The sequence below is a fragment of the Mesosutterella faecium genome (assembly GCF_022809315.2).
GTDB lineage: Bacteria > Pseudomonadota > Gammaproteobacteria > Burkholderiales > Burkholderiaceae_F > Mesosutterella > Mesosutterella faecium.
This window is the reverse complement of sequence record NZ_JAKZJU020000002.1, coordinates 114,190-136,532: the sequence shown is the minus strand read 5'-3', so window position 1 is coordinate 136,532 and position 22,343 is coordinate 114,190. Positions and strand designations below refer to the sequence as shown.

The window sequence follows — 22,343 nt, the reverse complement described above, 5'->3', positions numbered from 1 at the left end:
AAGGAGGGCGGCTCTTCCCGGCCCCGCCCCTGCGGCTTATCTTAATGCAGCGCCGACGGCAGCACGAGCGAGCGCACGTTCACCTTTCTGGCCATCATGCCGTTGTCGACAAGGAACTTCTGGTCCTCTTCGAGCCCCTTCAGATCCTTTTCCGTGAGGGTGTCGTAGTAATTCGAGCGCTTCGCGAGGGCCTCGGCCTGGGCAAAGCTGATGCCGTGCTCCTTCGCGCCGATTCCAACCGCCTCCTTCCAGTGCGTGCGGATCCACTTCAGGGTTTCCCGCTGCACCTGCACGACCTTCTCGACGGCCTCCGGGCTCTGGTCGGCAAAGCCCTTCCTCACCGTCATCACCAGATTCACGTTCACCAGACCCGTGGCGCGGGTGATCACCCGGCAGCCCGACTCCTCGGCCTTCACAATGGCGGAGGCCGCAAGCAGAGCCGCGTCCGCCCGGCCGCTTGAGACCGCCGAGAGCGCGGCGGGGATGCCCATCGAGATGAATTCGACGTCGAAGGGCTTCATGCCGTTTTTAACGAGCGCGGCCACGAGCGTCTGGTGCAGCACCGTGCCGCGGGGCCCCACTACCTTTTTGCCCTTGAGCGCGCGGATCGAGTCCGGACCGCCCTTTTTCGCGACGATCGCGAAATTCTCCGACGGGTGCGCGACGCCGCTGGCGATAAGCACCGGGTTGCCCGCACCGTTGGCCATGAGAAGGGAGGCGGTGTTCATGACGGCCGAGATGTCCACGGCGCCGGCTGCCATCGCCTGGCTCTGCTGGGAGCCGGAGGTGATGGTCTTCCAGTTCACTTTGACTCCGTCCTTCGCGAAGGCCTTCTCGAGCAGCCCCTGCTGCTTCATCACCATGTTCTGAAGATTGAAGGGAGCCTTCACATAGACGATGTTGAGTTCCTTGGGCATAGCGGCGAGCGCGGCGCCGGAGGCGGTGAAGATTGCCGCGGCGGCAAAGGCCGCGGCCCAGTGCTTGAGGTTCATAAAAATTCACTCCTTGGGTTGAATGCTGCTGAGGCTTGGTTGAAGAAAAGTTGCGAGGATCCGGTCGCTCAGTCCGCCCAGTCCCGGCGTGGACAGGGTCCTCGGGTAGGGGAAGGGGACGTCGAAGGTCCGCAGCAGCCTCCCCCCGCCGATTTCGTGGACGTGCCGCGCGAGCAGCACCGCCTCGGTGACGTCGTGGGTGATGAGCAACGTCGTCGCGGGCCGCTCGGCGTGCACCCGGACGAACTCCCGGTAGAGGCTGTGGCGCGTGAGCGCGTCAAGCGCCCCGAAGGGCTCGTCCATGAGAAGCACATCGGGCGAGCCGACCAAGGCCCGGGCGAGCCCCACGCGCTGCGCCATCCCTCCGGAGAGCTCTCTGGGATAGGCCTCTTCAAATCCGGAAAGCCGCACAAGCTCCAGGATTTCGCCGCACCGGCGGCGCCGCTCCGGGGCCGGCAGCCGGCGCACCGCGAGCTCGATGTTCTCCCGCACCGTCATCCAGGGAAAGAGCCGGTGCTCCTGGAAGACGACCCCGATCCGGGGCGAGGCGGGCTCGCCCGACGCCCCCTCGAACCGCACCCGGCCGGCCTCGGCCCTCTCGAGTCCGGCGATGATCCGCAGAAGCGTGGTCTTTCCGCAGCCGCTTTCGCCCACCACGGCAGCGATTTCCCCGGGCTCGGCCCGGAGCGAGAGGTTCTGAAGCGGCCGCACGGCGCCCCGCGGGGTCTCGAAGGTTTTGCACAGGCTTTCGCAGATGAGGGCTGCATTCATCGTCCGCCGCTCCTGATTCTGGCCGAAGCGAGGCTCAGAAGCGCCTGAAGCGCTGCGTCGGCCGCCACGCCGAGGACCGCGATCGTAATGATGCCCACGAAGATCGCATCAGTCTTCGAGAGCTCCGCTGATTCGCTGATGAGAAAGCCCAGCCCCGAGGACGAGGCGATGAGCTCCGCGCCCACCAGAGCCCTCCAGCTGTAGCCGAAGCCGAGCCGCAGGCCCGTGAGGATTCCCGGCAGCGACGCGGGCAGCGTGAGGCAGCGGAAGCGCTCGAAGGGTGAGAAATGCAGCAGCAGCGCTACTTCCTTAAGTCCTGGATCCACGCTCCGCACAGCGGAGAGCGCGTTCATATAGACGGGAAAGAAGCTTGCGAGGAAAACAATCGCAATCTTCGGGGCCTCGTCGATCCCGAGCCACAGGATGAGCAGCGGCACAAGCGAGAGCGGCGGAGTCACCCGCAGTGCCTCGAGCAGGAGGCTGCCCGCGTGGCGCGCGTTCTCGTGGCCCGCGAGGAAGACCCCGAGCCCGACGCCGAGCAGCGCCGAAAGTACGAATCCGGTGAAGGCGCGCCGGGCCGAGGAGGCGATGTGCGCGGCAAGCGTCCCGTCAGAGGCGAGCGCGCAGAAGGCCGCGAAGACCGATTCGGGCGTGGGTAGCAGGATCGCGGGGATGCGGCCGCTGTGCGAAGCCCCCTCCCAGAGGGCGAAAAGCAGCGTCGGAAGCACAAGATAGAGAAGCCTGCGCGGCATGGTTCGGCTTGAATTAAATGAGAATGATAATTAATTATATACGACAAGGCGGTTTCCTATTCTAATCGCAGGGCCCGCGGTCTGCCCGGGCTGTCATCAGAGCATCACGGAATGTTGCTAAAATTCGGCCGCAGTCGGTAAGCCTTGAAAAGGCAGGGGGAAATTAGACAATGACGCTGGGCCCGGGCTGGGACATCATCGGGGACGTGCACGGACACTTTGAGCTGCTCGAGCGGCTTTTCGACTCGATGGGCTACGAGCGGTCCTCTCCCTACGTCTGGCGCCATCCTTCGGGCCGCAGGCCGCTCTTTCTGGGCGACATGATCGATCGGGGCGACTTCGAGCTCACCACGGTGCGCACCGTGATGGCGATGACGCGCTCGGGTTCGGCCCTCGCCCTCATGGGCAATCACGAGTACAACGACCTCTGCGACTGGCTGGGGCTCGAGAATTTCCACCGCGGCGAGCGCCACGTCTCGTTTCTGCGGCGCATCCAGAACGCTCCGGACTTCGAGGAGGTTCTGGACTGGATGATGTCGCTGCCGCTCTGGCTCGACCTTGGGCCCCTGCGGGCCGTGCACGCCTGCTGGGATCCGGAGGCGATGCGCACGGTCTCTCAGGCCCTGGGCGGCTGCCGCATGAGCGAAGCGCTGTTCCGGCGCTTCAATCCCCCGCGCGGGGGCGAGACGCAGCGCGGGGCCCGGAGGGTGCATGACGCGCTCGAGCGGGTGCTTTCAGGCATCATGCTCCCACTGCCGCCCGGGGTCACCTACCGAAGCCGCCGCGGCAAGCTCCTGCGGCGCGTGCGCATCCGTTGGTGGGACGACCGGGCCGCGAGCTACCGCGCCGCGGCTTTCATGGAGGCGCCCGAGCGCGTACCGCCCCTGCCGCTTGAAAAGAGCGTGTGCGTCTTCAAGCCCGAAAAGCCCACCTTCTTCGGTCACTACAACCTTTGCGGACTCGAGCCCCGGCCCGTGTCTGAATTCGCCGCCTGCGTGGACTACGGAGCGGGCAGCGGCGGCGCGCTCACCGCCTACCGCTGGTGCGAGGACGAGCCCGGGCCGCTTAAGGACGAGCGCTTCGGCCAGGTCGGCAGCGGCGCAGGAGCGCAGCGCTCAGCCTTCCCGTTCCTCGAGGCTTTTCAGGAACCGGGCGATCGCCTGCGGCTCGCGCACGCCTAGCTTGCGTATGATCGCGGCGCGGTGCCCCTCGGCCGTGCGCACCGTGATGCCGATCCTCTCGCCCACCTGCCGGTTGGTGAGTCCCGCTCCGATCAGGGCCGCCACCTCGCGCTCACGGTCGGTGAGCGTCGAGACCCGCGCGCGGATGTCGCCCAGCAACAGGCTGCCGCCCTCTCCGAGCCGGCCCCGGTCGACGGCTCTCGCGATCGCCTCGAGGATGCGCTCCTGCTCGACCGGCTTCTGGACGAAATCGACCGCGCCCTCGCGCATCGCGCTCACCGCCATGTCAATGTCGCCGTGGCCCGTGAGGAAGATGACCGGGAGGCGGTAGCCGCGCACGTTCATCTCGCGCTGCAGCTCGAGCCCCGACATTCCGGGCATGCGCACGTCGATGATGGCGCAGCCCGGCACCGAGGGTGCGTCTTCGGTGAGGAATTCCTGCCCTCCCGCGTAAGTCTTTATCCTCCAGCCCTCGGCCTCCAGCATGAACTGGAGCGCCTCGCGGATCGCTGGGTCGTCATCCACGGCCCGGATGAGGCTGCCTTTCTTCAGTTCTTCAGGGACGTTTGTCATGTGAGCTCCTTGTCCTGACTGGCATTTCCTAGTCCTCGCTCCGCCTTTTCAAGCGGCAGGAACACCCAGGCGGTGACGCCCCGGCTCCCGGAGGATTCATAGGAGAGCCGCCCGCCGTTTTTTTCGATGATCGCTTTCACGATGAGGAGTCCCAGCCCCAGGCCTTCGGCCTTGCTGCTCCTGAAGCTCGCCCCGGGGTCCGCGAGCAGCTCGAGCTCTTCGCGGGAAAGCGCCGGCCCGTTGTCCGAGACCGAGAGCAGCGCGTGGGTCGCGTTCTGGCTGAGGAGAATCTCGACAGATGCGTCGGACTGGCTGCGAACCGCCTCCGCCGCGTTTTTGATGAGGTTGTAGGCGACGAGTTCCATCTCCAGGGGGTCGCCCGTGAAGGCGATGCGGCCGGTGTCCGTGCGGGAGATCCTAGGGTGCAGGGTGCTCGAGGCCTCGAAATTGGCCTGTGCGCGGCTCACCGCGTCGTTGAGGAGGAAGGACTCGCGCCGGGAGCTGCGCGACCTCGCATAGGCGCGTACCCGCTCCACGATGTCGCTCGCCCGCTGGGTCTGGGTCTCGATACGGTCGAGCGCGAGCGAGAGCTGCTCGGGGGAGGCCGAGCCCCGCCGCACGAGCGAGCGCAGGCCCTGCGCGTAAAGGGCGATCGCCCCGAGGGGCTGACGTATCTCGTGCGCGAAAATAGAGCAGAGCTCGCCCACGATCCCGATCTTTTCCATCGTGCGGATCTTTTCGTTCGCCGCGCGGGCGCGGGCCTGGTAGTTCTTCTGGACCCGCAGCGCCTCTTGCAGCTGTGCGGTGCGCCGCTTCACGAGTACCTCGGTGCGAAGCGCATGGGCGGCCAGCCCCACAACGAGCATCAGCGCGATCACGATCCCGGGCCAGAAGGCAGCGAGGAACCGCTTTACGGACCATTCGCGGAGGTACGCGTAGGGACCGCGCCGCAGCGTCCGGTAGAGTTCGTCGACCTGCCGGAAATCGGTCGCGATGCTCCAGTAGAGGCCGCTTCGGGTGGGCGGCATGTCGAGCACCGCCGAGGCGACGAGCTTCGAGGTGTCGGGCCGGATCCCGGGCGCGGTCGAGATGGTCCAGGTGGGGTAGAGGTTGCTTGAGCGCAGGCACCTCCCGGAGTCCGGCCTCGGGTCGACCACGCGGAAGAGACCGCGGTCAGCGGGGTTCGCCCGCACGTGGTCTTCAAGCCAGCACTGCCTGAAGATGCCGATGTCCACTTCGCCACGGCGCAGCGCCTCGAGGATGGAGCCTGCACCGAGGCCTCCGCCGTAGAAGCGGGTTTCGGAGAAGAAGCGATCCGGGTTGCCGCCCTGGCGCGCCACTTCGCCCAAGCCCACGAGGTAGCCCAGAAAGGCGGTGGGCGAGGAGGCGCCGAGCCTCTTTCCCGAGGCATCCATGAGGGTGCGAACCGAGGAGTCCGAACGCACCACGAAGGCCGACCCGTCGTTCTGGTTGGGGTCGGGGTTCTCGACCGAGGCGACCGTGGCAAGCGCGCTTGCCCCGAAGGGCACCATCGTGCGGCAGAAGCCCGAGGACGCGAGAAAGACGTCCACCTCGCTTTTCTGAATCGCGGAGGCGAGCTCCGAGAGGCTGTAGCGCTTCACGAGGACGTGCTCGGGCCCGAGGTTCTTTCGAAGCGCTTCAAGCGTGTCGGGGATGATGAGCTCGTTGTGCGAGGGGCTCGTGTAGTCGACGATGCCCACTGTCACGTCGGGCCGCACGGGCAGCGCCGGCCAGGCGGCTTCAGCGGCCCGGACTGCGAGCGGCAGCAGGGCGATGGCGGCAAGACAGAGGACTCGTATAGGCATCTATTTCAAAAGTGGTAGATCGAACGGTATTTGACGTCCGTCAGACTACGTAGTGGTTGATCGGCAGAACAATGTAAGCCATCAGGAGCCGCCCCCATAGGAAGACCTATGGCCGAACAGCGCCGGAGATGATCCAGATTTTCACAGAAAAAGAGCGTGGCCAGGAGCCCGGACAAGAGGCGATCCGCCCGCTTTCAGGAGAACATCAGATGGAAGGCAAGAAGAGTTTCCAGTTGTCGCGCCGCACCCTGCTCAAGGATACAGCGATCGGTGCGGCCGGTGTAAGCGCGATGTCGCTGCCGGGCCTCGTTTCGGCCAAGGCGTCGTCCGCCGCCGGCAAGAAGGCCGCGCAGGCCTCCACGGCCAGCATCCGCGATTTCGCGATGATCCAGGCGTTCTACCGCAATTATCCGTCCCGTCTCGCCGCGGTCCGCGCGAAGCTCAACCGCCCTCTCACGCTCTCCGAGAAGATCCTCTACACCCATCTTTACGATCCGAAGAACATTCAGGAATACAAGCGCGGCGCCTCCTACGCGGAGTTCAGGCCTGACCGCGCCGGGACCCACGACATCGGCGGCCCCATGGCCATCCTGCAGTTCATGACCTCGGGGCGCGACCGCATCGCGCTGCCCGCCGCGATGGTCTGCGACCACCTTGTCACCGCGAACGCCGGCGCCCGCAAGGACATCCTCTTCGCCGATCAGTTCAACAAGGAGACCTACGACTTCCTGCGCGACGTCTCGCGCCGCTACGGCTTTGACTTCTGGCCCGCGGGCTCGGGCATCTGCCATCAGGTCTTCCTCGAGAACTACGACTTTCCGGGCGGCATGATGCTCGTTACCGACTCGCACACCCCGACCGCCTGCGGCCTGGGGATGCTTGCGATCGGCGTGGGCGGCGCCGACCTGGTCGACGCCCTGATGGGCACCGAGTGGGAGCTCAAGATGCCGAAGCTGATTGGCGTGAAGCTCACCGGGCACCTCCAGGGCTGGGCTTCGCCTAAGGACGTGATCCTGAAGCTGGCCGGCATCCTCTCCACCAAGGGCGGTACGAACTGCGTGATCGAGTACTTCGGCGACGGCGCCGACACGCTCTCCGCGACCGGCAAGGCCACGATCGGCAACATGGGCGCTGAAGTGGGCTCGACTTCCTCGGTCTTCCCCTACGATTCCCACATGAAGTCCTATCTCCAGGCGACCGGCCGCGCGGCCGTGGCTTCGCTGGCCGACGGCGTCGCCAAGGACCTGCACGCCGATCCCGAGGTGCTCGCGCACCCCGAAAAGTTCTTCGACCGCGTGGTCGAGATCAACCTCTCCGAACTCACCCCCTACATCAACGGGCCGCTCTCTCCCGACGCCGCGATGCCGATCGACAAGGTGGGCGAGACGGTGAAGTCGAAGGGCCTGCCGCAGAACATCGAGGTGGCGCTCGTCGGTTCCTGCACCAACTCCTCCTACGAGGACTTCACCCGCGCGGCTTCGATCGCACGCCAGTGCCTCGACAAGGGCGTGAAGATCAAGACCCCGCTCATCGTCGTGCCCGGCTCCGTGCGCATCCGCGAGACCCTCAAGCGCGACGGCATCCTGCAGACCTTCGAGAAGCTCAACGCCACCGTGATGACCACCGCCTGCGGTCCCTGCATCGGGCAGTGGAAGCGCCACATCGGCGATCCCTCGCAGAAGAACACCATCATCGAGTCGTTCAACCGCAACTTCGCCGGCCGCAACGACGGCAACAAGAAGACGCAGGCGTTCCTCGCCTCCCCTGAAATGGTAGTCGCGATGGCCATCGAAGGCGATATGGGCTTCAACCCCCTGAAGAACACCATCACCGGCGCAAACGGAGCGAGCTTCAAGCTGGCCGCCCCGACCGGGGAGGAGCTGCCGAAGAAGGGCTTCGCCACCAACGTGAAGGGCTGCGTCATCCCGGATTTCAAGAAGATTGAAATCAAGGTGAGCCCGAACGCCGAGCGCATTCGCCTGCTCACCCCGTTCGCGGCCTGGGACGGCAAGGACTTCGTGGATCTGCCGCTGCTCATCAAGGCGAAGGGCAAGTGCACGACCGACCACATCTCCCCGGGGGGAAAGTGGCTGCCCTACCGCGGCAACATCGACCGCATTTCCGACAACCTGCTCGAGCGCGCCGTGAACGCCTTCAACGGCCGCAGTCAGAGCGTCTGGAACGTCGTGAACAAGGACTACGAAACCCCGGCGAAGACGGCCCGGCTCTATAAGAACAAGGGCATTCACTCCGTGATTGTCGGCGACGACAATTACGGCGAGGGCTCTTCCCGCGAGCACGCCGCCATGGAGCCGCGCTATCTCAACGTCTCTGTGGTTCTGGCCAAGAGCCTGGCCCGAATCCATGAATCGAACCTCAAGAAGCAGGGCATTCTCGCGCTGACTTTCGTAAACCCGAAGGACTACGACAAGATCCGTGAAAAGGACCGGATCTCCGTGCTGGGCCTGAAAGAGCTCGCCCCGGGCAAGACGGTCACCGTGGTCTGCAAGCACGAGGACGGCACCGAGGACCGCTTCCAGGCTGCGCACTCCTACAACGAGAAACAGCTGTCCTGGTTCCGCGCGGGCTCGGCCCTGAACGCGATGAAGAAGGCCGCCTGATTCCCTTTTTTCCGGGAAAGTGCGAAAGAGCGGCGCGGGTTCCGCCCGCTCTTTTCCCCAGGTGGAAGTAAAAATCAGCATCCTCCCCTCGGGGCTACGGTCACTCCGGCCCCGGTGGGGAGGATATTTTTTTATGGGAGCCCGGGGCCCTTGCCCCGCGGGGGATGCGTCCGGCGCGGCTCGCGGCGCCCTCAGCTCAGGGCGAGCTTCCCGCCTGGGGCGGCGGCTCCCTCCGGGCTCGCGCGTCCGGCCTGCTCGAGCGCGAACCGCGCGGCTGCGCGCGCGAGCTCCTTTTCAGCGTAGAAGGCCTCGTTGATGCCGATGTTTTCCCTGAACCGCTCGGCCTCGGCCGCGTTTTTCGCGAAGACGGCGCTCTTCAGGTCCGGGTTGAGCTCCCTCGCGGCCCCGACTGCCCGGATGGCTCGTATGCTGTTTGGCATCGCGACCAGCAGCAGCGAGGCGTCCTGCACGCCCGCCTGAGCGAGCGTACCGAGGCTCTCGGCCGGGCCCGGAGTGACGCTGAGCCCCTCGCGCTCAAGCTCCCGGATCAGCGCCGGGTCGTCCTCCACGATCGTGAAGGGGACGCCTTCGGCCTTGAGCGCCCGGGCGACCTCCGCCCCGGCCGCGGCGCCTCCCACGATGATGACCTTGCGCTTTTCTTCGTCCTTTACATGCTCCTGTCGGAAGTCCCGGGCAGCCCGTCGGTCGGCCGCCAGCGCGAAGCTCCAGCGCTTCTTCATGCCTTCCTTGATGCTCGGCACGAGCGCAAAGGCGACAGGGTTGAGAGCGATCGAGAGAATGGCCGCGGCGAGGATGAGGCTCATCCCCTCGCGGGGCAGCAGCCCCAGCGAGACGCCAAGCCCCGCGAGAATGAAGGAGAACTCGCCGATCTGGGCGAGCGCCGCGGCGACCGTGAGCGCAGTATGCAGCGGCCTGCGGAACAGCAGCACGAGAAAGAAGGCGCCGGCCGATTTCCCGAGCATGATGATCGCAAGCGTGAGCAGCAGCTGCAGAGGCTGGGAGACGAGGATCGAGGGTTCGAACATCATGCCCACGCCCACGAAGAAAATGACGGAGAAAGCGTCCTGCAGCGGTAGCGACTCGATCGCGGCCGCGTGCGCGTATTTCGACTCCTGCATCACCATGCCGGCGAAGAAGGCGCCGAGGGCGAAGGAGACGTCAAAAACAAGCGAAGCGCCGTAGGCGATGCCGATGGCCGAAGCAAGAACGCACAGCGTGAAAAGCTCTCGCGAACCTGTCTTTGCGACCTGCCAGAGCAGCCACGGCAGCACTCGCTTGCCGAAAACCAGCATGAAGGCGATGAAGGCTGCGACGCGCCCGAGCGTCGAGAGAAAGATGAGCCACAAGGGCTGGGAACCTTCCGCGGTCATTGCGGTGCTCGTCCCGATGCTGCCGCCCAGCACTGCGGCAAGCGGCGGCAGCAGCACGAGCAGCACCACCGTCATAATGTCCTCGACCACGAGCCAGCCCACGGCAATCTGGCCGTCCATGGTCTTCAGGATCCCTTTTGAATCCAGCGCCTTGAGAAGCACCACGGTGGAGGCACAGGACAGAGACAGCCCGAAGACGAAGCATTGCCCCCAGCTCCAGCCCCAGAGGTGCGAGACGACCATGCCCAGCAGCGTCGCGAGCGCCATCTGGGCTACTGCTCCGGGGATCGCGATCGCCTTCACGCGAAGCAGGTCCTTGAGCGAAAAATGCAGCCCGACGCCGAACATCAGCAGCATGATGCCGATTTCAGAGAGCTGGTGGGCGAGCTCGACGTCGGCGACGTAACCCGGGGTCGCGGGTGAGATGATGATGCCGGCAAGCAGGTAGCCGACCAGCGGAGGAACGCGGAAGCGCTGGGCGATCACGCCGAAGACGAGCGCGAAGACAAAGCCTGCGGCAAGGGTGGAGATCAGGGTAAAGTTCTGTTCCATCTCGATGTTTTTATTCCGGAATGATGGGTCTGACTGAAAAAAGGATGAAGGAGGTCCGCAAACAGCGGGAGGTAGAAATCGTTTCTCAAGCTTCAGTTTTTAAACCGTTAAAGGCCATTTTACCGAAGCGTAGCGCGCGGGCATTGGCCTGAAACAGCGCGGAGGAAGCCGCTTCGAGCGCAGGCCCTGCTTCCCAAGAGAAAAAGGACCGGAGAGAAACTCCAGAGCACTGTCTGAGTACCGCCAGGCTCTTTCCGGGGCGCGGCGGGCAGAGGCCGCGCCAGCAGGACTGCCTTTCTCTTAAAAAGCCGGCAGGGGCTCCAGCAAAAAAAGAAGCAACGGGATTGTTCCCGCTGCTTCTGCCGGCGCCGCTTCTCCGCCCTAAGTGGCTGACCGGGTATCTGGGGAAGCCTCAGGTTCTACTGGTGTTTTTCATAACTATCGCTCTCAGTTCGCTCAGCTATGCCTTGACGGCATTGAGTTCGCTTTCATGCCGAGCGGTATGTTTTGCGAGGCTTCCCTCGCCGCTTGCGGTCGCGTTGTAGCCGAACGCCTGGGAGGAAGCGCCGCTTGCCACGGACCGCTGGCCCAGTGCCATGGAGTAGTTTCCGGATGCAGCCGACTGATAGCCGGCTGCGATGCTGCTAAATCCGCCAGCATTCGCCTCGGCGCCCAAAGCGGTGCTGTTTCCTCCGGCAGCTTTCGCCCGCTCGCCCAGCGATACAGCATTGTTGCTGGCGGCTTCCGCCTGATTATCCATGGCGATGGCTGAATTAGCGCTCGTCTTTGACAAGCAGCCCATGGCGTGGACATAACTGCCGGTTGCATTTGCAGCGTCTCCCATCGCAATGCTGAGTGTGCCTGAGGCCGTGCTGTCCTGGCCGAGGGCGACGCTGTATTCGCCGCTTGCGGTTGACCGGACGCCGATCGAGATGGAATTTGATCCCGTGGCGCCCTGGCCTTGGTTGCCAAAACCGATGCCGATGGAATCCATTCCCGCGGCTTTAGAAGAGCTGCCGAGTGCGATGGCGCACTCGCCGTCAGCGTACGCCTTGTAGCCGATGGCAGCCGAGCTGTCGTAGGGGGCTGCCGGTTTCCAAAGCCTGGGCGGAATCGCCGATCACGATGGTGTAGTTGCCATTGGCCGTGGCGCCGCCGATTGCCAGCGACGAAGTTCCCGTGGCGCTCGAATCGGAGCCGAGGGCGGTCGATTTGGAGCTGTTCGCCGCCGCGCCGTCGCCAGCTGCGTAGGCTTTGTCCGCGTCCGCAAAAGCCTGCCTCGGACCCGCGAGGAGTCCGACTCCCGTTGCGAGGAGCAACGCACAACGTACAGCCGCTGCAAGTTGAAAATTTTCTTTGCTTCGGGACCGCAGCTGTTTTAGGAGGAAAGGGCTCTCTTTTGCATATGACTCTCTGCAGGGTGAATGTTGAAGGGGCTCACATATTCACAGGGCCGGAAGGGAGGGTGCGGGAGAGCAGTGGGCCGGAGCGCCCGGCTGCGGCGAGTCCCGGGAAGTGGATGGGACGCTCTTTCGAAGGCTTTTTCCCCTTGTCATCAAATTGACATATTTTCGTCATCTTTCTGTCATCTTCCAGCAACAATCCCGACACAGGTTTTTTCCATACTTACAGCGTGGACGAGCGGCTTCACGCTCTCAGGCCCTCTTCCCTATTTCAACAATCCTGCAGCTGGTGACAAATGGACATCTTCTTCTGGGTCGTTCTCGGCTTTTTGGCACTGCTGGCCGTGATAGACCTTTTCGTGGGCGTCAGCAATGACGCCGTCAACTTTCTGAATTCAGCGGTGGGGTCCCGGATCGCCCCATTCAAGGTGATCCTCACTGTGGCGGGCGTGGGCGTCCTGCTGGGCGCCACGTTCTCCGGCGGCATGATGGAGATTGCCCGCAGCGGCGTCTTCCATCCCGCGATGTTCTCCTTCTCGGACGTGATCGCGATCTACTTCGCCGTCATGGTGACCGACGTTATCCTGCTCAACGCTTTCAACCGCATGGGACTGCCGACCTCGACCACTGTCTCGATTGTCTTTGAGCTGCTGGGAGCTGGAGCCGGCATGGCTGCGAATCGCCTGATCGGCATGGGCGAGGGGCTCTCCGCGCTGGGCGACTATCTCAACAGCGGCAAGGCGCTCGGGATGATCTCCGCCATTCTGGTGTCTGTCGTCGTCGCCTTTGTAGCCGGAGCTCTCGTTCAGTGGGTGACGCGCCTCGTATTTTCCTTCCGTTATGACCTCATCTTCCGAAAGCTGGGAGGCATATACGGTGGCTTTTCGCTTGCGATGATTTTTTATTTCCTCGTGATGAAGGGAGCAAAAGGCGCGTCCTTCATGACGCCGGAGGTATTGGAATTTTTCCGCGTCAACGGATCAATGGTCGTGCTTGGTATCTTCGTGGTCTGCTCAATTTTGCTGCAGATCGGCATGATGTTGTTCCATCTCAACGTTTTTCGCCTTGTCATCCTCGCAGGAACGTTCGCCCTGGCCTTTGCCTTTGCAGGCAATGACCTTGTTAATTTCGTAGGCGTTCCGATTGCGGCGCTCGACGCGGCGCATATTTTTGAGGCTGCGGGCGGAGCGGATCCTTCCGGCTTTATGATGGGAGGGCTGGCTGAAGCCATTCCGGCCCCGGGGCTGCTTCTGCTGCTTTCTGGCGTTGTCATGGTGGCTACGCTCTTTCTGTCAAAGAGCGCCCGCAAAGTGATCGAAACTTCCGTGAACCTGTCGGCGAGTTCGAACGGAACTCGAGAAAAATTTGGAGCCACCCCTCTGGGGCGGGCCGTCGTTCGCGGGAGCATGGCTCTGGGGGATTTGATCCACGCGTTCGTGCCGGCGGGTATTCAGCGCGGAATCAACCGCAGGTTTGAGCCGAAAGTGCTTGAGAAGGGCGAGGAGGCTCTGCCTTTTGACTACATCCGCGCCTCGCTCAATCTGATTGTCTCAGCGATTCTGATTGCTTCGGCGACCTCGCTCAAGCTGCCTCTGTCGACCACTTACGTCACCTTTATGGTGGCGATGGGCTCGTCCTTTGCCGACCGGGCCTGGGATCGGGAAACTGCGGTCTACCGGGTTTCGGGTGTCATCACGGTGATTTCCGGCTGGTTCGTGACTGCCTTCAGCGCCTTCATCGCCGCTGCCGTGATGGTTTCTATCGTGAACCTGGGCGGTTTTGCTGCGTATCTGGTCCTAATGGCGCTCGCTCTGTTCATCATCTTCAAGACGAACGTAAAGAGTCCTCGGGAAAAGGAAATGGACCGTGAGGTTGTGGCGCTCAGCGGCCCGGACGGCATCCGCACGAAGCTCGAAAAATCGATTCCGGCCAATTTCGGACACTCTGCGGATCTTTTTGCACTGACTGTGGACTCCTTCCTTTCGGATAATCTTCCCGGGCTGAAAAAAGCGGTGAATCTCGCCTCCGAGCAGCGCGACCGCATTTCCGATGACCGTGCTCTTTACTATGCCATGCCGGCCGATACGGAAGGCTATGACAGTGCGGACTCCAAGTACTTTTATTACAGGTCCTGCACCGGCATGAAGGAGGCGGCTTCGTCGCTGATCCGCACGGTCTCGCTAGCCCGGGATCATGTCGCGAACCGGCACAGGATTTTTTCCGGAGATCTCGCCACGGAGCTTCAGGCTGTTGCCCATGATCTCGTGGCGCTGAAGCAGCCGCTCGAAAAGGCCGTGCGGCACGGTGACAAGAGCGAGTTTCAATTGAAGCTGCATGCGCTCAATGAGCGCATCGACCGGATTCAGGAAACGGTGCTTGGAGACCGCGAGCATTTCGGGCTGTCGCTGCGCGGCGCGGAGCTGTACATGAATTTCCTGCAGTTCCTGCGTGAAATTCTCGGCCGGTACACCGTTGTCACCGGGCTGGAGTCGCGGCTCACAGGACGGGAAAAGACGGAGAGGGCTGCCGGGCCGTCAAGAGCGGCCGCGGGCTGAAAAATAAAGAACCGGTTCCGCGGGGCCGGAACCGCCGGAAAAGGACGGCTTCATGCGAAGCCGTCCTTTTTCTCGGGGTGCGCTCGGCATGAGCGCGTTCTAACGGGTGAAAGTCCCGAGTGCAGGAGACAGCACCAAGCACATAGCCGGAGGCAAGGGTGTCCGCCGCGAGGCGGAATCTGAAGGAAGCCCGAGGCAAACCGCCGATCCGACGAACAGGAACCGCATAAGGCATACGAGGAAGGATGAGCCTGCTAGACAAGGCGAAGTCCCCAGCTGTCCGGATTCCGAGGTGTCAATGCGGCGGATGCATGGCGGGAAAGAACGTGTTCTTACCCGAGGAGATCTCGCGAACGTGAAGCCTTTCGGCTCATGGAGTAAAGCCTGCCGCGAGAAGTCAGCAGAGGGCATAGTAGCCGGAGCAGCAGCCGGCGAAGGCCCGAATCCAACGGAGTGTCATCCCGGAGATACAAAGTCTTATGGCGCAGAAAACCAGCACCTGCCCGGCACCGGATACCCGCGGAACGGGGAAAAAATGCCGGGAGGGCGCAAAGACCGTCATAGCGAAGGAAGAGACGACACATGCTGAGCCCGACTTTTCGGGCATCACGCGCGAGAGGATACTGAGCCCCTCCAACCTTCTGCTCGCCCTGAAGCAGGTCGAGTCGAACAAAGGGGTTTCCGGCGTGGACGGGATGAGGACCGAAGAGCTTCGGGACTACATCGTCAGCCACCCGGGCGAACTCACGAGCGCGGTGCGCGAGGGGCGTTACCGCCCCTCCCCCGTGAAGCGGGTGACCATTCCTAAACCAGAAAAAGGGAGAGATCTTGGAATCTCTACAGCCCTCGACCGGCTTGCCCAGCAGGCCGTGGCGCAGGTGCTCGGACTCGAGCTGCGGCTTCAGGCCGAACCGGGGCGCGTCTGACGCGATCCTCCGGTGCATCGGCCATGCCGATGCCGGGTTCAAGTGAGCGGTGGACATCGACCTCGCCAAGTTCTTCGACACCGTGGACCACAGCCGACTCATCAGGAAGCTGTCAGCGCGGATCAAGGACAGGCGGGTCATATCGCTGATCCACCGGATGCTTAAGTCGGGCATAGACACGGGCGCGGAGGTGATCCGGCCGGAGGTCGGACTGATGTAGGGCGAACCGCCTGCCTCCTACTCGATTTTTCCGGAGCCGACCAGCCTGTCCTTCGCTCGCACGCGGATGTCGTAGACGCGGCCGCCCACGGTCTGGAGGACGCCCGTGACCTTTTCCAGAAAACGCCGGGCGGGCCGCGAAAGGGACGTGTCGTAGTAAAGGGCGTAAAAGCCGTATTTGTCCGCTTCCCAGTCGGGCAGCACCTGGAGCAGCTCACCGCGCGCCATGTAGGGCAGGGCGAATTCGTAAGGCAGCATGGCGATGCCCGCGCCGTGCAGGCACGCGTTGAAGATCAGAAGGGAGTTGCTACTGAGGTACCGCCCCTTCATTTCTATGATCCTCGTCTCCCCCTTCGAGTTTGTGAGCCGGAAGCGCTCTCCGAGGTAGAGGTTCACGAGTGCGACGTGGTCCCGGAGATCGTCCCGCTCGCCGGGGACGGGGCGGCCCCTGAAGTAAGAGGGAGACGCGCAGAGGATGTTTCTCACGACGCCGATCCTGCGGGCGATCACGTCCGCCTTCAGGCGGTCTCCCACCTTGAAGGCGAGGTCGATCCCTTCCCCGGGGATGTTCATGTCGCGGTCGGCCGTGATGAGCTCGATCGAGACGCCCGGATTTTCAGCGAGAAAATCCGTCACGATCTGCTGCAGGAAGGCCCAGGCGATGATGCCGGAAGAGGAAATGCGGATGCGGCCCTTGAGCGGCTCGCCGGGGCTGCGGTGGAGGCTTTCGACGAGGCGCCTCGTCCGCAGCATCAGGTCCTCGGCCTGATCGAGCAGCTCCCTGCCTTCGGCGGTGAGGGTGACCGAGCGCGTCGAGCGGTAAAAAAGCCGCACCCCCAGCTCCTTTTCCAACCTCTGGATCGAGCGGGTCACAACGGGCCTCGATAGCCCCAGGCTGTCCGCCGTGCGCGTGAAGCTTCCGGTCTGGGCGACCCGGATGAAAACCGGAAGAAGGGACAGGAGATCCATGGCTATTATTCTGTTTAAAGAAACAAAGTGTTTTGTTTATGGCTATTTATCTTAACTATCTTTTCTCCTAGGATAATGGGAAGAGATGAGCTTACCCATTGAAAACAAGAGGATGGGGGCCCCTCTCTTCCATTCAAAGGAGAGAAGAGATGAAACTGCTTCGCACGCTTTCAGTCATGACGGTCGCCATGGCCTTTGCCTTCCCGGCGGTCGCCGACCGGGTCCTCAACGCCGACGTCGTCGTGGTCGGTGCCGGCGCTTCCGGCACCGTGGCCGCGGCGAGCGCCCAGGAGGCCGGCCTGAAGACCGTGCTGCTTGAAAAGAACGCTTTCGCCGGCGGCGCGGGTAACTTCATGGAGGGCTCCTTTGCCGTCGAGTCCTTCATGCAGAAGAAGGCCGGGGTGAAGCTCACCAAGCTCGAAGAGTTCAACCGCATGGGCGAATACCACCACTGGCGCATCAACGCGCCTCTTGTGAAGCGCTTCATCGATGAATCCCCGGAAACGATCCAGTGGGTGTGGGATCACGGCGTGCACTGGAAGGAAGTGAAGTCCGTGTGGGCCGGCAACAAGAACCTCACCTGGCACATTTACCCGAAGGCGGGATCGCTGCCCGCCGCTATGGTGCAGACCTTTGAAAAGCACGGCGGCAGGCTGCTGCTGCAGACCCCCGGCAAAAAGCTCCTGATGAAGGACGGCCGCGCCGTGGGCGTCGAGGCTGAAGACCTGAAGACGCACGAAAAGGTGACGGTGAACGCGAAGTACGTGCTGCTTGCGACCGGCGGGTACAACTTCAATCCGAAGCTGGTCAAGGAATTCACCGGCCAGGATCTGGTGCCGTCCGGAGCGCCGGGCCGGACCGGCGACGGCATTGAAATGGCGTTCTCGGCGGGCGCCGTGGGCGACAATATGGGCCCGATGATGATCAACGGGGCCTTCAATCCGCTGCCTGGCGAGGCGATCTGCAACGGCCCGAACAAGGAGCTGCGCGCGATCTTCCGCCAGAGCCAGCTCTATCTCGACGGCGCCGGCAACCGCTTCTTCAACGAGCAGCTCACGCTCGACTGGCCGGTCGCCTCGAACGCCATCCTGCGCGCGGGCGAGTGGACCTACATTCTCTTTGACAACGCCTTCGTGAAGGAGCTCGGCACCAAGGGCAAGGGCTATCTCAACCCCTGCGGCAACTTCATCCAGCGCCATCAGGTGGCAAAGGAGTTGCCGCAGATGATCCAAAACGGCGTGAAGCGCGGCGACGTGTTCGAGGGCGCGACGCTCGAGGAAGTGGCAAAGAAGGCGGGGCTCAATCCCAGCAACGTGAAGCGCGCCGCTGCCGATATGACGAAGTTCGCCAAATCCGGAAAAGACACGCAGTTTGGCAAGGACCGCTACTATATCCGCGCGGTTTCCCAGGGTCCGTATTACATCCTTAAAGGGAAGCTGCACACGCTCACGTCTCTCAACGGCGTCAAGGTAACCGAGAACCTCCAGGTCGTCGACAAGAACGAGAAGGTGATCCCGGGACTCTATGCTCTGGGCCATGACGCAGGCGGCGTCTACGGCGACAGCTACGACCTGCGAGTGGGTGAAGGCACGGCCTCGTCCTTCGCGATTAACTCGGCCCGCATCGCAGTAAAGAACATCCTTTCTCAGGAAAAGAAGCTCTGATTCCTTAAAATTTCCAAAATGGAGCGGCTTTAAAGTGGCAGGCCGTCCTGGCCTGCCGCTTTTTTTCCGGAAGACCGTTTGAGTCCGCGGCGTGCTTCCGCAGTCTGAGACCTGCCCGAGGCAGGCTTTCCTGCAAAGTCAGTTAATTCTCTTGACGAACTCCGAGCGGCCGGCGCCGCTTCTTTTCAGGCCTTGCCGGGGCCTTCTTTCTCCCTGTCCTGCTGCGCCCTGCACCGGATACTGCGGAATTCTTATCTTTTTGTTTATAACTGCATTTCCTGATCTTTCCCGGCTGACTCGGGATCGGTGGGTTCCGGCAGGTCTTCGGGTCGGAAATGCGGGATTTTTTGCAGGTGCTCCGGGCTTTCTAACGTTTTTTCCCTAATCAGAACGACTCTCTCGACATCGGGCCTTTGCCGATATAATTGGTCCTATCTTTTTAATTTAACAGTTATTAATTTCCCTGCTCTAATGTCAAAAGAAAAAAGTTATGCTTCTGGACAGCATCGGTTTTCTTCGTCTTCACTTATCCGACCGGCAATGACGTATAAAGCCCTCGCCGCTGCTCTGATTCTCGGCGTCTGTTTCGGTGAAATGCCCAGCGCCTCAGCGGCCAATGCTGCTGCGGCGACCTACTATCAGTACGCGGTCCTTATGGACAGCACGAATTTGCGAAAACAGATCGAAGCTCTCAGTAAGACACTCTCAAACGCTTCTTATACTTTTTCAAAAGATGAAACAACACTGACTTATGCTTCCACGGATCCGACGACAAAAGCGACGACGACTTACTCCTACCACAAGCAGACGGTAGGTTCGAGCACTTACTGGGTTCGCGACGGCTTCACCATGAAAGTTGAGGAAGGCTACCGCTGGGAGGGAACGAACAGCAGCGGCGCGGCTGTTACGCCCTCTTCGAACACCAAAATCGTCGTCATCGCCGACGCTGACGCGACCGACGCCCAGAAGGCCGGCATTCTCTACAGCACGCAGCTCGCTTCCGCGGACAACGGAATCACGACGCTTAACAGCGACCACCTGTTCAGCGCTTCGGAAACCAATTTCGCGGCCTCGACGAACGCGGGCATCCACGCGCGCTCCGACTGGGACATGATTATTTATGAAGGGAACAGCGTCGTTAACGCGGGGAAAACCAATTACAGTACCTATTTCAAGACCGCCACGACCGTTTCCTCCATGCCGTCCTCTCCCACGGCGGGGACCCTGTACTACGACCAGAGCGACGGACTCTACAAGTATTACAGCACGGACGGGGAGCTTTCTTCGGTGAACCCGAGGAAGCTCTATTCCATACTCAATGCATCGACTCAAACTGCGGAAACCGGGATTTTCGTCATCAACGGCGGGAAGGAAATCTATCAAGGCAACGTCTACGGCCAGAACAACGAAATCCTGCTCACCTCCACGGATTCCTCGGGAACCATTTATTCATACTGGGGCGGCGATCTTTACGATGAGACGCTGCCGGTCAGCATGTCCTCGATGACGGTGGCGGATTTCAACGAAGCGGTTTCGATTCTTGAAAACAATATCGAAAAAGTCCACAAGGACAATATCGCTCACCTGAATTTTTCCACGGCGACGGCCTCTTCGAGCGGGGTCTCGAGCGGCGTGATCAGCCTTACCACGAACGGCGGGGCCGATGTCCCGGGAACGATCTCGATTGCGAACAGCGGCGGGACCGGGGGCAGCGGAGACGACCTGAAGATCGTGATTTCCGGTTCGACCTCAGACGGAACAACCTCTTCCTTCTCGGTCAATGCGGGCTCCCTGGTCGCTGCCAATCCCGCGAGCGCGACCACGACTTCGCCTGACAAGCTCACCTCGCTTTCCATCAACGGCACGAAGTACGAGATCCAGGACCGGGCAGTTGCTTCCGGAACGGTTTCGTACGATGCCTCGGGCAACGGTAACGGCACGGCGACCCTGGCGCTGAACGACGGGTCGACGGCACGCGTCACGGGCCTGAAGAACACCTACGTTGCTTCCGGATCGGTTTCGTACGATGCCTCGGGCAACGGCACGGGCAAGATCACCCTCACCCAGAACGACGGCTCCACCGTCACCATTGAGGGCCTGAAGGACACCTACACGAAAAGCGCCTCCTATGACTCCGGCAGCAGCTCGCTTGTGTTCACACGCAACGACGGAAGCACCTACTCGGTTTCCGGCATCGCATCGACCGTTGCAGTCGCTGCAGCGAAAACCGAGGTGAAGGCCGGTAGCGATCTGGTGAAGGTCACTCCGTCCGCCGATAAAACAGACAACCACACGGTCTATACCGTCGATGTCAAAGACATGCATGTCAAGGAGGGCAGCGCCTCCTACACCAGCAACGGCGCGGGAACCCTCACGCTCACGCACCAGGACGGGACAACAGCCACGGTCACAGGCCTCAAAGACACATATGTCACGTCCGGAACTGCGTCTTATGACAACAAGGGCAGCGGCACGGCGACTCTCACGATGAACGACGGATCGAAGGCAGATGTCACTGGTCTGAAGAACACGTATGTCGCGTCAGGAACCGCATCGTATGACGACAAGGGTAGCGGTACGGCGACCCTCACAATGAACGATGGAACAACCGCGAGCGTCACGGGACTCAAGGATACCCAGTCGCGCGTGGCGGCGGGTCAGAACGTTGTCGTAACCTCCTCCGGCAATGAGATCGGCACCAAGGACTACACGGTATCGCTTGACGCAGCGGCCGCTCGGGCAGTCGTAAACGCCAACACCTACCTGAGCGAAAACGGAATCAACGCCCAGGGCCTTCGGATCACGAACGTGGCTCCGGGCGAGCTTTCCGCCACAAGCACCGACGCGGTGAACGGCTCGCAACTTTTTGCAACGAACCAGGCGGTCGAGGTGAACTCGAACTCCATCACGCAGCTCAACCGCGTGACCCAGGAGCTCGACCGCAAGGTGAAGAAGGCAGGCGCGAACGCCGCGGCGCTGGCAGCGCTTCATCCTCTGGAATATGACGAGGACCACCTGGTGACGGTCTCCGCGGGCGTGGGCGGTTATCATGGAGCGGCTGCAACCGCCTTCGGGTTTTTCGTGAGGCCGACTCCGAATCTGCTCTTCTCGCTCGGCGGCTCCATCGCCTCGGGGAACGACGTGATGGGGAACCTCGGGGTCTCCTACCGGTTCGGCGATAACTCGACCGCTCGCTACAAGACGAAACTCAATGTGGCCGAGCGCGTGAGCACCCTCACCAACGAGAACCGCGATCTGCAGGCGAAGCTTCAGAGCTCCAACATGAGACTTGAGGCCGCCGACAAAGAAGTGAAGGCCCTTAGGGCCGGCTACGAGTCCCTCAAGGCCGAGCTTAACAAGATCAAGGCGCATCTGAACCTTCGCTGAAAGCGCCGGATCATGCCGCCCGCGGGCGTCTCCGTTCTGAGGCCTTTGTCCCAAAAAGCCTCGGAAGGAGCCTCCCGCTCTCGAGACTCCCCCGATACTCATATAGCCCTGCAAAGGGCTATATGAGTATCGGGGGATGAGACTTTCTGTGAATGAACCCATTTGACCCCGATTGGGAAGAGCTTACTCGGTAAGCCCAACATAGGTTGCAAAACTGAATTCGTGAATTCGGCCGATTCCTTAAACCCTTCGACGGGCGGCAGCTTCTGCGGAGGCTATGCAGTGATTCCTGAAAAAATACTTGGGACTGGAATCGGACCAGATTGAAGTGAATGGCCCAGGCCTTTTAATCGGCGCTGGGGAGGGCAACAGAAGTCCCCGAATCCGGATGTGAGCCTGTCCGAATACACGACGTAAATTGTTTCACTTCCCGATCGAACCTCGAATTCAAAAAGCGACTTAGGGAACTTCTGGTTATTGAGAATCACAATGGCTGATTTAAAACAGCCATGGAGTTTTGTTGCCGAAAATAAACAAATTGACATAGGGGGCTAAATGTGA

The 22,343-nt window shown here is 61.9% G+C and carries 16 protein-coding genes; 7 read left to right on the top strand and 9 right to left on the bottom strand.

Annotated features, from left to right (window positions below; all coding sequences use genetic code 11):
* Positions 1-41: 41 nt before the first annotated feature.
* Genes MUN46_RS11005 through MUN46_RS10995 form a run of 3 tightly spaced genes read right to left on the bottom strand, consistent with a single transcriptional unit; the run spans position 42 to position 2,515 of the window.
* On the bottom strand, positions 42-992 hold the full coding sequence (locus tag MUN46_RS11005; protein ID WP_243375975.1) for an ABC transporter substrate-binding protein: 951 nt from the start codon (positions 990-992) through the stop codon (positions 42-44).
* Between the two features lie 6 nt (positions 993-998).
* The gene (locus tag MUN46_RS11000) at positions 999-1,763 is read right to left on the bottom strand and encodes an ABC transporter ATP-binding protein (RefSeq protein WP_243375974.1); all 765 of its coding nucleotides are present in this window, start codon (positions 1,761-1,763) and stop codon (positions 999-1,001) included.
* Complete coding sequence (locus MUN46_RS10995; protein ID WP_243375973.1) at positions 1,760-2,515, bottom strand: ABC transporter permease; 756 nt, start codon at positions 2,513-2,515, stop codon at positions 1,760-1,762. The genes MUN46_RS11000 and MUN46_RS10995 overlap by 4 nt, the downstream gene beginning before the upstream one ends.
* Positions 2,516-2,685: 170 nt before the next feature.
* On the opposite strand from MUN46_RS10995, the gene MUN46_RS10990 reads away from it, so the two are divergent.
* A complete protein-coding gene (locus tag MUN46_RS10990; RefSeq protein ID WP_243375972.1) occupies positions 2,686-3,696 on the top strand; it encodes a metallophosphoesterase in 1,011 nt (336 codons plus the stop codon).
* On the opposite strand, the gene MUN46_RS10985 is transcribed toward MUN46_RS10990, so the two are convergent.
* Entirely contained in the window at positions 3,631-4,269 is a 639-nt protein-coding gene (locus MUN46_RS10985) for a response regulator transcription factor (protein WP_243375971.1), read from the bottom strand. The genes MUN46_RS10990 and MUN46_RS10985 overlap by 66 nt on opposite strands.
* Positions 4,266-6,095, bottom strand: a complete 1,830-nt coding sequence (locus MUN46_RS10980) for a sensor histidine kinase (protein WP_243375970.1) — start codon at positions 6,093-6,095, stop codon at positions 4,266-4,268. The genes MUN46_RS10985 and MUN46_RS10980 overlap by 4 nt, the downstream gene beginning before the upstream one ends.
* A gap of 209 nt (positions 6,096-6,304) precedes the next feature.
* Here MUN46_RS10980 and MUN46_RS10975 point away from each other — a divergent pair, with 209 nt between their 5' ends.
* Positions 6,305-8,716 (top strand): aconitate hydratase, encoded by a 2,412-nt coding sequence (locus MUN46_RS10975; protein ID WP_243375969.1) that lies wholly within the window; start codon positions 6,305-6,307, stop codon positions 8,714-8,716.
* 191 nt (positions 8,717-8,907) lie between these two features.
* Here the strand turns inward: MUN46_RS10975 and MUN46_RS10970 are convergent, their stop codons facing one another.
* The 3 genes from MUN46_RS10970 to MUN46_RS10960 form a co-directional block, all read right to left on the bottom strand.
* The gene (locus MUN46_RS10970; RefSeq protein WP_243375968.1) at positions 8,908-10,659 is read right to left on the bottom strand and encodes a cation:proton antiporter; all 1,752 of its coding nucleotides are present in this window, start codon (positions 10,657-10,659) and stop codon (positions 8,908-8,910) included.
* Between the two features lie 460 nt (positions 10,660-11,119).
* Positions 11,120-11,722, bottom strand: coding sequence for a hypothetical protein (locus MUN46_RS10965; protein ID WP_422732595.1), 603 nt, complete (start codon positions 11,720-11,722; stop codon positions 11,120-11,122).
* The gene (locus tag MUN46_RS10960; protein WP_237978380.1) at positions 11,700-11,978 is read right to left on the bottom strand and encodes a hypothetical protein; all 279 of its coding nucleotides are present in this window, start codon (positions 11,976-11,978) and stop codon (positions 11,700-11,702) included. The genes MUN46_RS10965 and MUN46_RS10960 overlap by 23 nt, the downstream gene beginning before the upstream one ends.
* A 380-nt stretch (positions 11,979-12,358) precedes the next feature.
* Here MUN46_RS10960 and MUN46_RS10955 point away from each other — a divergent pair, with 380 nt between their 5' ends.
* The 3 genes from MUN46_RS10955 to MUN46_RS10945 all read left to right on the top strand — a co-directional run bounded on the left by MUN46_RS10955 (position 12,359) and on the right by MUN46_RS10945 (position 15,763).
* Positions 12,359-14,617, top strand: coding sequence for an inorganic phosphate transporter (locus MUN46_RS10955; protein ID WP_243375966.1), 2,259 nt, complete (start codon positions 12,359-12,361; stop codon positions 14,615-14,617).
* Positions 14,618-15,096: 479 nt separating this feature from the next.
* Positions 15,097-15,543, top strand: a complete 447-nt coding sequence (locus MUN46_RS10950; protein WP_243375965.1) for a reverse transcriptase family protein — start codon at positions 15,097-15,099, stop codon at positions 15,541-15,543.
* Between the two features lie 49 nt (positions 15,544-15,592).
* Positions 15,593-15,763, top strand: coding sequence for a hypothetical protein (locus MUN46_RS10945; protein WP_237978383.1), 171 nt, complete (start codon positions 15,593-15,595; stop codon positions 15,761-15,763).
* 17 nt (positions 15,764-15,780) lie between these two features.
* Here the strand turns inward: MUN46_RS10945 and MUN46_RS10940 are convergent, their stop codons facing one another.
* Entirely contained in the window at positions 15,781-16,731 is a 951-nt protein-coding gene (locus tag MUN46_RS10940; protein ID WP_243375964.1) for a LysR family transcriptional regulator, read from the bottom strand.
* 149 nt (positions 16,732-16,880) lie between these two features.
* Here MUN46_RS10940 and MUN46_RS10935 point away from each other — a divergent pair, with 149 nt between their 5' ends.
* Together MUN46_RS10935 and MUN46_RS10930 are read left to right on the top strand one after the other, a co-directional pair.
* A complete protein-coding gene (locus tag MUN46_RS10935; protein WP_243375963.1) occupies positions 16,881-18,395 on the top strand; it encodes an FAD-dependent oxidoreductase in 1,515 nt (504 codons plus the stop codon).
* A gap of 540 nt (positions 18,396-18,935) precedes the next feature.
* On the top strand, positions 18,936-21,782 hold the full coding sequence (locus MUN46_RS10930; RefSeq protein ID WP_243375962.1) for a YadA-like family protein: 2,847 nt from the start codon (positions 18,936-18,938) through the stop codon (positions 21,780-21,782).
* Positions 21,783-22,343 lie beyond the last annotated feature (561 nt).

What these genes read in the sequence shown, in the direction of transcription:
- MUN46_RS11005 (WP_243375975.1), bottom strand. Translation starts at nt 992, where the DNA reads ATGAACCTCAAGCACTGGGCCGCGGCCTTTGCCGCCGCGGCAATCTTC.
- MUN46_RS11000 (WP_243375974.1), bottom strand. Translation starts at nt 1,763, where the DNA reads ATGAATGCAGCCCTCATCTGCGAAAGCCTGTGCAAAACCTTCGAGACC.
- MUN46_RS10995 (WP_243375973.1), bottom strand. Translation starts at nt 2,515, where the DNA reads ATGCCGCGCAGGCTTCTCTATCTTGTGCTTCCGACGCTGCTTTTCGCC.
- MUN46_RS10990 (WP_243375972.1), top strand. Translation starts at nt 2,686, where the DNA reads ATGACGCTGGGCCCGGGCTGGGACATCATCGGGGACGTGCACGGACAC.
- MUN46_RS10985 (WP_243375971.1), bottom strand. Translation starts at nt 4,269, where the DNA reads ATGACAAACGTCCCTGAAGAACTGAAGAAAGGCAGCCTCATCCGGGCC.
- MUN46_RS10980 (WP_243375970.1), bottom strand. Translation starts at nt 6,095, where the DNA reads ATGCCTATACGAGTCCTCTGTCTTGCCGCCATCGCCCTGCTGCCGCTC.
- MUN46_RS10975 (WP_243375969.1), top strand. Translation starts at nt 6,305, where the DNA reads ATGGAAGGCAAGAAGAGTTTCCAGTTGTCGCGCCGCACCCTGCTCAAG.
- MUN46_RS10970 (WP_243375968.1), bottom strand. Translation starts at nt 10,659, where the DNA reads ATGGAACAGAACTTTACCCTGATCTCCACCCTTGCCGCAGGCTTTGTC.
- MUN46_RS10955 (WP_243375966.1), top strand. Translation starts at nt 12,359, where the DNA reads ATGGACATCTTCTTCTGGGTCGTTCTCGGCTTTTTGGCACTGCTGGCC.
- MUN46_RS10950 (WP_243375965.1), top strand. Translation starts at nt 15,097, where the DNA reads ATGGCGCAGAAAACCAGCACCTGCCCGGCACCGGATACCCGCGGAACG.
- MUN46_RS10940 (WP_243375964.1), bottom strand. Translation starts at nt 16,731, where the DNA reads ATGGATCTCCTGTCCCTTCTTCCGGTTTTCATCCGGGTCGCCCAGACC.
- MUN46_RS10935 (WP_243375963.1), top strand. Translation starts at nt 16,881, where the DNA reads ATGAAACTGCTTCGCACGCTTTCAGTCATGACGGTCGCCATGGCCTTT.
- MUN46_RS10930 (WP_243375962.1), top strand. Translation starts at nt 18,936, where the DNA reads ATGACGTATAAAGCCCTCGCCGCTGCTCTGATTCTCGGCGTCTGTTTC.